This window comes from Bacteroides sp. D55t1_190419_B8 (assembly GCF_015558905.1).
Lineage (GTDB): Bacteria > Bacteroidota > Bacteroidia > Bacteroidales > Bacteroidaceae > Bacteroides > Bacteroides vicugnae.
Genome location: NZ_JADMOU010000044.1, coordinates 24707 through 36528 on the forward strand (window position 1 = coordinate 24707; position 11822 = coordinate 36528).

The window sequence follows — 11822 nt, forward strand, 5'->3', positions numbered from 1 at the left end:
CTAAAATCCAAAGTAAAATGAAAAAAGTATTTTTAGCTATTGCCCTGACGCTGGGTGTAATGGGTGCGAACGCACAAAATGCAGGACAGTCGGAAACGGAAGTCGTAACTTTCCAAGCTGATACTTATCCGCAGGAAATGTCGGGGGACGATTATAACGGGCTGACCAAGAAACTGACCTTTGACCGTATGATACCGCCGTATGGTCTGGAAGTGACGTATGACAAGACGGTACACGTGATTTTCCCGTCGGCAGTGCGCTATGTGGATTTGGGTTCTCCCAACCTGATAGCGGGAAAGGCGGACGGTGCGGAAAACGTGATCCGTGTCAAGGCTACGGTGAAAAACTTCCGCACGGAAACCAATTTTTCGGTGATTACTGAAAGCGGCTCGTTCTACACTTTTAATGTGAAATATGCCGATGAGCCGCTGTTGCTCAATATCGAGATGAAAGATTTCATTCATGACGGCAGTACGGTGAACCGCCCGAACAATGCGCTGGACGTGTACTTGCAAGAGTTGGGCTGTGAGTCCCCGAAGCTGGTACACCTGATTATGAAATCCATTCATAAAAACAACAAGCGAGAAATCAAGCATATCGGCAGTAAGTCTTTCGGTATCCAGTATTTGCTTCGTGGCATGTACACGCACAACGGGCTGTTGTATTTTCATACACAGATAAAGAACTCGTCCAACGTGCCGTTTGACGTGGATTTCATCACGTTTAAGATTGTGGATAAGAAGGTCGCCAAGCGTACCGCTATTCAGGAACAAGTGATTTTTCCACTACGTGCTTACAACTATGCCACCCGCATAGCAGGCAACAAAGACGAGCGCACCATCTTCACGATGGAGAAGTTCACCATTCCCGAAGACAAGCAGGTGGTTGTGGAACTTCACGAGAAAAGCGGGGGCAGACACCAATCGTTCGTGATTGAGAACGAGGATATTGTGCGTGCGAAGGTGATTAACGAACTGAAAGTGAAATAAGATGAAGAAGTATCTATTTGTGGTTGTAGCGTTGCTTGCCCTTGCGGGGCAGGCAAACGCCCAACGCTACCTGCCGGGTATGCGTGGTGTGGAGTTCAAAGGAGGTTTTGTAGATGGCATCGAAAAACCGACTAACTATTATGTCGGTGTGGGGCTTTCGACCTATACCAAGAACGGGAACCGCTGGGCATTCGGGGCGGAGTATCTGAGCAAGCAATACGGGTATAAGGAGTGGAATATTCCCAAAGCGCAATTTACCGCTGAAGGCGGTTACTATCTGAAATTTTTGTCGGATGCTTCCAAGACCTTCTTTCTTTCTATCGGCGGCTCGGCTCTTGCCGGATATGAAACAAGCCGGTGGGGTGACAAACTGCTGCCGGATGGGGCGACGCTTCGTAATTCGGATTCATTTATCTATGGAGGGGCGGTAACGCTGGAACTGGAAACGTACCTATCGGACAAAGTGGTATTGCTGCTAAATGCACGGGAACGGGCACTGTGGGGCAGTTCCATCGGACACTTTCATTTCACATTCGGAGCCGGAATAAAATTCATTATCAATTAGTACAACCATGAAATTAAAAATTATAACCATACTGGCGGCGGTATTGACCGGATTGCTCTTTACCTCCTGCGATGATAAAATCGAAGTGCTGCAAGCCTACGATTTCTCACTGACGACCATGCCTGTGCAGAAACGTATCAAACAAGGTGAAACAGCGGAAATACGCCTGCAACTGCATAAGTCGGGCGACTATAAGGAAACGGAGTTTTATATTTCTTTCTTCCAACCTGATGGGAAAGGCAGTCTCCGCATGGATGACGGGACGGTGTTCGTTCCCAATGATTTCTACCCGCTGAAAAAAGAAACGTTCCGGCTGTACTATACTTCGGAATGTACCGACCAGCAACAGATTGACGTGTATGTGTATGACAGTTTCGGGCAAAGGTATGATTTGAACTTCTCGTTTCAGAATGATTCGGGCAAGGAGAACGGGGAGGCATCGTCATGACCGGATGGTTGATCGGGTACGGGGTAATCTTACTCATTTGTTTGATATGGAACGGGTATGAAGTAAGGAATGCTCCGACGGACAAGGAACTGTGGGGCAAAGAAATAGAATGATGCTCATTCTCTAAAATCAAATGTTAAAAAGTCAATTCTACCATGTTAGGATTGACTTTTTAACATTTGGAACAAGCTGGGGGTATATGATACCACCGTTGAAAATTTCCAATCTGACGCAGGGAATATTTGTCGGTGCGGTGGCTGACAACTTCGATGAATGTATTGAGCAGAAAATTTTTCATTGTGAAATTGTTGTTGATAATGAGCGGGTGACCGTCGAAACCAAAACATACAAAAAAACTCGTTATCTCCAATTTCGTAGATGAAAACGGCGTTGACCACATGAAAGAAATGATTAAGGAGAATTACGACCGAATAAAGGCAGAAACCAAGCAGATCGTCGCCGACGAATTGGAGTGTATTAAGAACGACCCTAACCTGTGCCACCTGTTACCGAAGTAGGAAGAATAGAAACAGTAGGAGCCACAAAAATGCGTCTTTTATTTTATGATATCTTTCTTCTTATTTTTTGCAGCAAAGCATAAAATCAATATCTTTGCAAAATACATCAATATTCAAACGAATGGAGCAAATTAATAGATTAAAGGTTGTCCTTGTTGAACAAAAACGTACAGGAAAATGGCTTGCAGAGACTTTAGGGAAGAATGAAGCAACTGTTTCTCGTTGGTGTACAAACGAATCTCAGCCTTCACTTGAAACATTAGTGGAAATTGCGAAGGTTCTAAATGTAGATATAAAGGATTTATTCATATCTACAAAAAAATAAACTCAATTGCAACAAGGATAATTTATCAAAATATGGACTTCAATAAGGTTCTCGAAAAATACAGGAAATATTCATATTCCGAAAAAGATAAAGGCGAGCGTTTTGAACGATTAATGCAAGCATATTTGCTTACAGACCCGCAGTATGCCTATAAATTTAAGAAAGTATGGTTGTGGAGTGAATTTCATGGAAAAGATGATTTAGGTGGAGGCGATATGGGAATTGACTTAGTTGCCCTAACTGTTGAAGGGGATTATTGGGCAATACAATGTAAATGCTATCAGGAAAGTGGCATTATTGATAAACCTGCTGTTGATTCCTTTCTATCTACCTCAAGTAGAGAATTTAGAAATGAAGACATTCAAACAACTCGTTTTACTCATCGCCTTTGGATTTCCACTACAAACAAATGGGGAACTAATGCCGAAGAAGCAATAAGAAATCAAAATCCCCCCGTTACACGTCTTAATTTATATGATTTACAACACGCACCTGTAGATTGGGAAAAACTTGAAAGGGGAATCCATGGCGAGGCTTCCCGCAATCCGAAGAAAGTGCTTAAACCCCATCAAAAAGAAGCATTGGAAGAGACAAATAAGCATTTCAAAAATGAAGATAGAGGAAAACTCATCATGGCCTGCGGCACGGGGAAAACATTTACATCTCTTCGTATTGCAGAAAATGAAACGAATGGAAAAGGACTGATTCTTTTTTTAGTACCATCTATTGCATTGCTTGGGCAAACTTTACGTGAATGGTCTGCTGATGCTCAAGAACCGATTAATGCCATTTGTATATGTTCCGACCCTGAAATATCAAGAAAGAAAACGAAAAACGAAGATAGCGATAATTTTAGCGTCGTTGATTTGGCGTTACCCGCATCGACAAATACAGCCGAAATTCTACATCAATTCAACCATATTAAAACGAATGGCAATTCGGGTATGACAGTAGTCTTTTCTACCTATCAATCCATTGATGTAATTGCCCGTGCTCAAAAAGAGTTGATAAAAAAAGGTTTCTCGGAATTTGATCTTATCATATGTGATGAAGCCCATCGTACAACAGGAGTTTCTTTAGCCGGAGAAGACGAATCCGCTTTCATTAAAGTACATAAGAATGATTTCATAAAAGCGAAAAAGCGCTTGTACATGACGGCTACACCCCGTTTATACAGTGACGATACGAAAAGCAAAGCAGCACAAGCCGATGCTTTTTTATGCTCTATGGATGATGTTGCTTTATATGGCGAAGAGTTTTACCGAATAGGCTTTGGTGAAGCTGTAGATAAAGGATTATTGGCAGATTATAAAGTTCTTATTCTCACATTAAATGACAGGGATGTGCCGCCTGCTGTGCAAAAAATGATAGCCGACGACACTAACGAAATCAATGCGGATGATGCTTCTAAATTGATCGGCTGCATTAATGCGCTCTCAAAAAAAATGTTGGGAGACGAAAATGATAACATAAAATCTACCGACCCCCAACCTATGAAGCGAGCTGTGGCCTTCTGTCAAAGCATTCGGGTTTCCAAAAGAATCACTGAAACATATAATACCGCAACTTCGGCTTATGTAGAATCATTACCGGAGGAAGAGCGGAGAAAAATGGTATCGGTAAGTTCTAAGCATATTGATGGTACAATGAGTGCCCCGCAAAGGGATGAATTATTGGGTTGGTTAAAAGCCAGTCCCGAAGACGGTGAATGTCGTGTGCTTACGAATGTTCGTTGTTTAAGTGAAGGAGTAGATGTTCCGGCACTTGATGCCGTAATGTTTCTTTCTGCCCGGAATTCACAGGTGGATGTGGTACAATCCGTAGGACGGGTAATGCGTAATGCTGCCGGAAAAAAATACGGTTACATTATTATTCCTGTTGTAGTCCCAACCGACATTGAGGCTGATAAAGCATTAGATAGCAATGAACGTTATAAAGTAGTTTGGACAGTATTGAATGCTTTACGTGCGCACGATGACCGTTTTAATGCTACTGTAAATAAAATTGAACTTAATAAAAAACGTCCTTCTCAAATATTAGTAGGCCGCCCTGATTTTACTTTCGATGATGAGGGTAATCCAATTCCTTTCGATGGAGGAAGTTCAACGAATAAAGACTTAAGCCAACAATTAGCCATTCAGTTTGAACAATTGCAACACGTGGTTTTCGCCCGTATGGTTCAAAAAGTTGGTGACCGTCGTTATTGGGAACAATGGGCGAAAAATGTTGCCGAGATTGCCGAACGTCAAATCGAACGCATTACCAACATGGTAAAGAAGGGTGAGCACAAAGCAGCGTTCGAAAAATTCCTATGTGGATTACAAAAGAACATCAACCCAAGTATTACGCAACAGGAAGCTATTGAAATGTTATCGCAGCATATCATTACCCAACCTGTATTTGAAGCTTTGTTTGAAGGGTATTCTTTTGTGAAGAATAACCCCATTTCGCTTTCTATGCAAGGCATGTTAGATTTACTCGAATCGCAGGCTATTGAAAAAGATACCGAAACACTGGAAAAATTCTATGATTCGGTACGGAAACGGGCATCGGATATAGATAATGCAGAAGGAAAACAGCGTATTATTATCGAACTCTACGATAAATTCTTTAAAACCGCTTTTCCTAAAATGGTGGAACGGTTAGGTATTGTTTATACACCGGTGGAAGTGGTCGATTTCATTATTCATTCTGTAAATGATGTTTTGAAAAAAGAGTTCAGAAGAAATATCGGAGATGAAAATATCCATATTCTTGACCCATTTACGGGAACAGGCACTTTTATAACCCGTTTGCTGCAAAGTGGATTGATTGGAAAGGATGATTTGACCCGCAAGTATCAACATGAGTTATTTGCCAACGAAATAGTATTGTTGGCTTATTACATTGCTGCGGTAAATATCGAAAATGCTTACCACGATGTAATGGGAATGGAAGAATACCATCCATTTGAAGGTATTTGTTTAACCGATACTTTTCAGTTAGGCGAAACCGATGATAATGCTAAGATGTTTTCCGAAATGTTTCCGCAAAATTCCAAGCGAGTACAGCGGCAACAGAAAGCACCCTTACGGGTAATAATAGGGAATCCACCTTATTCTATTGGACAAAAGTCGGCAAATGATAATGCTCAAAATCAAAGTTATCCGAGATTGGATGAAAAGATTGCCAAGACTTATGCAGCAGCATCAACAGCAGGTTTGAATAAATCCTTGTACGATGCTTATATAAAAGCATTCCGATGGAGTGCTGACCGCTTAGACCCTAAGCATGGTGGAATTATTTGCTTTGTTTCAAATGGTGCATGGTTAGATGGAAATAGTACCGATGGGTTCCGTAAATGTTTGGAAAAGGAATTTTCATCCATTTATGTGTTTGATTTAAGAGGGAATCAGCGTACAAGTGGAGAACTTAGCCGCAAAGAAGGTGGGAAGATATTTGGTTCAGGTTCGCGTACACCTATTGCCATTACTTTATTGGTAAAGAACCCTGAACATAGAACTAAAAAGGCAACTATTTACTATCACGACATTGGGGATTATTTAAGTCGTGAAGATAAATTGGCTATAATAAAGAAGTTCCAATCTGTTGATAAACTTACATGGAAAACGTTGCAGCCCAATCAACATGGCGATTGGATTCGTTTGCGTAACGATGCTTTCAATAGTTTTATTCCATTGGAACCGGAAAAGAAATTTGATTTGAGTACACAAACGTTTTTCAACACAAATGTTATCGGAGTGTCAACTAATAGGGATGCTTGGGTATATAATTTTTCTAAAAGCGTTGTTACAAGTAATATGCAACGGATGATAGCATTTTATAATATGCAACAAAAAGCCTTTGCTTTAGCAAAGCAGAAAAATTCCAAGTTGAATGTAGAAGAATTTATTGATACTGACGAAACACAAATCAGTTGGACGCGTGCTTTACGAAAAGATGTTGAAAAAGGTAATCAACATGATTTCAAAAAAAGTGAGATGAGAGTGGGTTTGTACCGTCCGTTTACAAAAGAGAATTTATATTTTGACAAACCTTTTATCGAAAGTCCAGGATTAAGTTCTCAACTCTTTCCAAACCCAGAATTGGAAAATTTGGTAATAAATGTCACTGGAGCAGGGGCCAGTAAGCCTTTTTCGTTGTTAATTTCAAGTTCGATAACAAATCTTGATTCTATTGAAAAAGGGCAATGCTTTCCTCTCTACTATTATGAAGAACGAAAAAAGCAAACTCTTTCTTTATTTGATGATAATAGTAAGGGTAATTACATTCGTCGAGATGGAGTCAGTGACTTTATTTTGGAACGGGTTAAAAAGCAATATGGGAAGAATGTGGCGAAAGAAGATATTTTCTACTATGTCTATGGTTTCTTACATAGTCCTGAATATCGTGAAACCTTTGCTGCCGATTTAAAGAAGATGTTACCCCGACTTCCCTTAGTGGATGATGTGCGAGACTTTTGGGCGTTCAGTAAAGCGGGTCGTAAACTGGCTGAGTTGCATTTGAATTACGAAAATGTACCTGCTTTGCCTGGAGTGTTGGTTATGTATAATACCATTCCACAAAAGGAGTTGGAAAAAGCCATGCAGACGGGTAAAGTGAATGATATAAACTACCGTGTCGAAAAGATGCGTTTCCCAAAGAAAGATCAAAAAGATACCATTCTCTACAATAGTCAAATAACCATTGAACATATTCCTGCTGAAGCATACGAATACGTAATCAATGGCAAAAGCGCTATTGAATGGATTATGGAATGTTATCGGGTAAAAAATGGTGATAAAAAGAGTGGCATTAAAAACGACCCTAACGATTGGTCTGCCGAAGTTGGGAATCCACGTTATATTTTGGATTTGCTATTAAGTGTCATAAATGTGAGTGTGCAAACGGTAGAAATTGTGAAGGGGTTGCCAAAAGTAAAGTTGGAGTAATATGGAAGATATTTTTAAAATAATTGTGGAGGAAGGAAAGCTATCAAACGAGTTTAAATTATTGTCGGAAAGCAAACTTTTTGCACCTGCTAAGGTATTAGTTGAAAACATAGCGACATCCTTTGAAGATAAAGATGGAAATTTTATAGAACAGTTTCAAACTGAAGGATTTAATGCCAGATTATGGGAGTTATATTTATTTAACCTCTTTACAGAGCATGGGTTTGATATTTTAGATGACCATAATCGTCCTGATTTCCATTTGCAGAAAGATGGCAATGAATTATTTGTAGAAGCAAGTCTTTCTTCTGAAAAAGATGATGAATTCACAAAAGAGTTTATAGATGAATCTATCAAGAAAAATAATTTGTCCGTTCAGAAAGATTTGATAGATTATTACGTAATGAGAATGGGAAGTGTCCTTTATTCAAAACTCAAAAAAAAATATTGGGAACTGGATTGGGTAAAAGATAAGCCTTTGATTTTCGCTATCACACCTTCTCATAACTACATTTCTAAATTTCTACCAGATGCTAAAATTATAGAATACCTATATGGTTTTCGTTTAGTTACGCAGGTAATGAACAGTGGATTAAAACTTGTAAGAAAAGAGGTCATAAGTGAACATACTTTTCGAGATAAAAAGATTCCTGCTAATTTCTTTTCCCAAGAGAATACAGAAAACATAAGCGCAGTGATCTTCACAAATAATGCCGACTTACATAAGTTTAACAGAACAGGGTATCAACAAGGATTGAGTGAAGAAGAATTAATAATCATACGTTCAGGATTAAAATATAATCCAGCCCCGGATTCACTTGCTCTTGAATTTACTTACAACATAGAAAAGGGCAAAGAGACTGAGGAATGGGGGGAGAGTCTAACTATTTTTCATAACCCCAATGCAAAATTTCCTCTTGATAGAAGTGTTTTTGAGAATGTTCGTCAAGTATGGTTAGAAGAGGACAATATTTATGGTGGCATACAAAAGGAAGATTTTGTGTACAATTCTATTACTTGCACGGCAACACCCCTTGTCGAAGAATAATTAAAAACAAATTATATGAATGCAACTGACCTGTCATTAGCAAACATTTTGCAAACTCAAGGTAATTTGGAACATTACCATGTACCCAAATATCAAAGAGAATATACTTGGGGAAGAACAGAATGGGAACAATTACTTACGGATATTAATGAAAATGACCCCGGTTATTTCATGGGTAGCATTATTTGTATCGATGATAATAATGAATTAGGTCCTGGTGAATCACGCATATATGAATTGGTTGATGGGCAACAACGTTTAACTACCATTTCTTTGCTTTTAATGGCAATTTATTCGGCCTTTATAGGAATGGAAATAGACCTCGAAGAAGACGATGACGAAGAAGAAATTGAAGAATTTAAACTTACCCTGAGTAACATTCGCAAACAACTAATTTATAAAAAAAGCAAGGTAAATAAAACGGAAAATGGTTATTTCAAAGAAAAAGAAAAATATTGTTTTCTAAGAGTTCAGCCATCCTCTCAAAAAGATAATTTCAAAGACTACTTGCAAATACTTGCTGAATTAGCTCTGATTAAAGGAAATTATACATCCAAATTTTGTGGCGTTCGAAGAATATACAAGGCATACATTTACTATAAAGAACATATTCCTACTACATACGAAGGTTTAACAGAGTTATTACATAAGATAAATAGTTTGAAATTTATTCATATTTCGGTTTCTTCTTCTTCTGATGCATTTACATTATTCGAATCTTTAAATAATCGTGGAGTGCCCTTGTCAGGTATGGACATCATAAAAAATAAAATGCTGGCAACCTTAGAAAAGAATCATAAAACAGATATTGATGATGCTTATGAAGAATGGCAAGAGCTTTTGAGATATCTTCCAGAATACCAAGACCAAGAGCGTTTTTTAAGGCATTACTATAATGCGTTTAAAGTATTACCGCAGATAAAAATTGATAGGTATAACAGAGCTACTAAAAGCAATCTGATTAAGATCTATGAGCATTTTATTAAAAAAGATGCAAGAAAGTTGTTTGATGATTTAATACAAAAAGCTCAAACATATTATTATTTCGTTCAGCCAGAAAATCACGACAACGATGAGACCCAAACAAAAGCCCTCATCGATTTAAAACGAATTGGTTCAACACCATCCTATTTATTGCTATTGTACTTATACAGTTTAGAAGATGACTGTTATTCCGATAAAGAAAAGACATTGGAAGAACTTCTATCTTTTCTCATTAAATATTATGTACGCAGAAATATTACAGATTTCCCGAATACAAGAGATTTAGATGCCATAAATATAGAGGTTATCGAAAATTGCCAAAAAATTATTGATGAATCAGGCAAACTTGATAGTAATACAATTATCAATTTCTTATTAACAGGGAAAGGTAAACCTTCCGATATTAATTTGTTAAAACAAGGATTAGAAAAGAATTTATTCTTTTATAACTCTGGAATGGCGAGATATGTCCTAACTAAGTTAGACGAAATAAGTCATTCGCGCGAATATAAACCTGATTTGTGGGCGAGAAATGATAAGGGCTTGTTAGTTTGGACTGTGGAGCATATATTTCCACAAGGGAGTACAATTCCATCTCATTGGATAGATATGATTGCAGGTGGCGACAAAGAAAAAGCCTATGATATACAATCTCGTTTAGTACATTGTTTAGGTAACTTAACTTTGAGCGGATATAATTCGCAATTATCTAATGCCGATTTTATTGTCAAACAAGATTTGCATCAGGACAAAAAATTCTTAGGCTACAAAATAAATATAGGGTATAAAAATGGTTTATCTCTCAACAAGATAGGGTTCGAATATAACGGAAGTACTACTAATCTTGCTGAAATAAAGGAATGGACAGAAAATGCTATTATTGCTCGTAATAATACAATGGTAGATAAACTGCTAAAACTATTTGCTTTTCAGGAAAGTGAAATGTCTGAATTATAGCATCTCATCCATTTCTAAAAATGAGCTGTTGTTAGTACTATAAACGGGGAGGTGTCAGTTTTGACATGTCCTCCTGTACCTGCCCTATCACTTGTCGTAAAAAGGGGGTGTCTGTGAGGTTTTGCGAGTGGAGATATGGCTGTTCGGAAGAAATATATTATCTTCGTGGAAACCAAAGATAAATATATGCTACGCTAGTATGAAAACGAATAAGGCTGAAATATATAAAAATGCGTTCCGGCTGTTCTTGCAGGACAATTACAAGAAGGTGACGGGGGTAAAACTGGAGAAAGCTATCGGATTGTGCCGGGGCATCTCATCATACGAAGGATAAGCAGGGACTCTTCAAGGCGGTTGTAAATACCTATATCTTTGAACCACACAAAGTGGAAAACAAGTTCGTGTATTTTATTGCGGGATTTTCTGCAAACTTATATCGAAGGGGTGGAAAGGACAATGGAGTATCTAAGCAATGAACTGGGGGTGGATAGAAAGGAATGTGCCAAATGTTATTTTCAGTTCTTGTTCCAAGCATACAAGTATTTGGCTGATAGGGAAAGTGGATTTGAAGGGCTGGGTTCATCCACTGTAGGATTCTTGGCTGCTTCATCATGGAGTTATCTACGTTCGTCTTTGGCTTTCTTCTGCTCCATTTTCTTCTTCTCCTGCTCTGCCATAATCTGCGCTAATGGCTTTACGGATTCGGGAGATTCCCTCTTGAAGCGTTTGGAGTAGAGTTTTTCAATGAATTGGGGCAGCGGGGCTTTCCATGTTTCCTGCTTATGGTTGTCTATCTTACCCAACTTATCGGGATTCAAGCCGAGTTCCCTTGCCATTTGCACGTGCTTGTCTGATAAATGGTGCTTCTTCTGCGCCACTACCCACTTTTCCAATATTGCTTTCTTTACTCCCATGAAATTCGTATGTTATTGTCCTGCAACTGTTGTTGGTGCGAAGATAAGTATTTGCCGTTTCATCAACTAAAAATAACGGCAAAAAACAACCCTCTGAATTTTCAGAGGGTTTAACGGGGCTTTTTGTTACTTTATCCAAATGT

Annotated in this window: 10 protein-coding genes and 1 pseudogene; 9 read left to right on the plus strand and 2 right to left on the minus strand. The window is 38.6% G+C overall.

Going from position 1 to position 11822, the window contains the following annotated elements:
• Positions 1 to 17: 17 nt before the first annotated feature.
• From traN to I2I13_RS24660, 9 genes and pseudogenes are all read left to right on the plus strand, one after another.
• Complete coding sequence (gene traN, locus I2I13_RS22950) at positions 18 to 989, plus strand: conjugative transposon protein TraN (protein ID WP_195650624.1); 972 nt, start codon at positions 18 to 20, stop codon at positions 987 to 989.
• 1 nt (position 990) lies between these two features.
• Complete coding sequence (locus tag I2I13_RS22955; protein ID WP_195650625.1) at positions 991 to 1554, plus strand: conjugal transfer protein TraO; 564 nt, start codon at positions 991 to 993, stop codon at positions 1552 to 1554.
• Positions 1555 to 1561: 7 nt separating this feature from the next.
• Entirely contained in the window at positions 1562 to 2002 is a 441-nt protein-coding gene (locus tag I2I13_RS22960) for a DUF3872 domain-containing protein (protein ID WP_195650626.1), read from the plus strand.
• 202 nt (positions 2003 to 2204) lie between these two features.
• Positions 2205 to 2520, plus strand: a pseudogene (locus tag I2I13_RS22965) (conjugal transfer protein TraG); the annotation flags it as partial.
• Between the two features lie 121 nt (positions 2521 to 2641).
• The gene (locus tag I2I13_RS22970) at positions 2642 to 2845 is read left to right on the plus strand and encodes a helix-turn-helix transcriptional regulator (protein ID WP_195650627.1); all 204 of its coding nucleotides are present in this window, start codon (positions 2642 to 2644) and stop codon (positions 2843 to 2845) included.
• A 32-nt stretch (positions 2846 to 2877) separates the two neighbouring features.
• The gene (locus tag I2I13_RS22975; RefSeq protein WP_195650628.1) at positions 2878 to 7776 is read left to right on the plus strand and encodes a type ISP restriction/modification enzyme; all 4899 of its coding nucleotides are present in this window, start codon (positions 2878 to 2880) and stop codon (positions 7774 to 7776) included.
• 1 nt (position 7777) lies between these two features.
• The gene (locus tag I2I13_RS22980; RefSeq protein WP_195650629.1) at positions 7778 to 8824 is read left to right on the plus strand and encodes a hypothetical protein; all 1047 of its coding nucleotides are present in this window, start codon (positions 7778 to 7780) and stop codon (positions 8822 to 8824) included.
• A gap of 15 nt (positions 8825 to 8839) precedes the next feature.
• The gene (locus tag I2I13_RS22985) at positions 8840 to 10765 is read left to right on the plus strand and encodes a DUF262 domain-containing protein (RefSeq protein WP_195650630.1); all 1926 of its coding nucleotides are present in this window, start codon (positions 8840 to 8842) and stop codon (positions 10763 to 10765) included.
• A 199-nt stretch (positions 10766 to 10964) separates the two neighbouring features.
• The gene (locus tag I2I13_RS24660; protein WP_255518836.1) at positions 10965 to 11099 is read left to right on the plus strand and encodes a hypothetical protein; all 135 of its coding nucleotides are present in this window, start codon (positions 10965 to 10967) and stop codon (positions 11097 to 11099) included.
• A 283-nt stretch (positions 11100 to 11382) separates the two neighbouring features.
• Here the strand turns inward: I2I13_RS24660 and I2I13_RS22995 are convergent, their stop codons facing one another.
• On the minus strand, positions 11383 to 11679 hold the full coding sequence (locus I2I13_RS22995) for a hypothetical protein (RefSeq protein WP_195650631.1): 297 nt from the start codon (positions 11677 to 11679) through the stop codon (positions 11383 to 11385).
• Positions 11570 to 11822 (minus strand): hypothetical protein (locus I2I13_RS24565; RefSeq protein ID WP_229128700.1); only part of this gene is annotated, 253 nt, incomplete at its 5' end. The genes I2I13_RS24565 and I2I13_RS22995, both read right to left, overlap by 110 nt.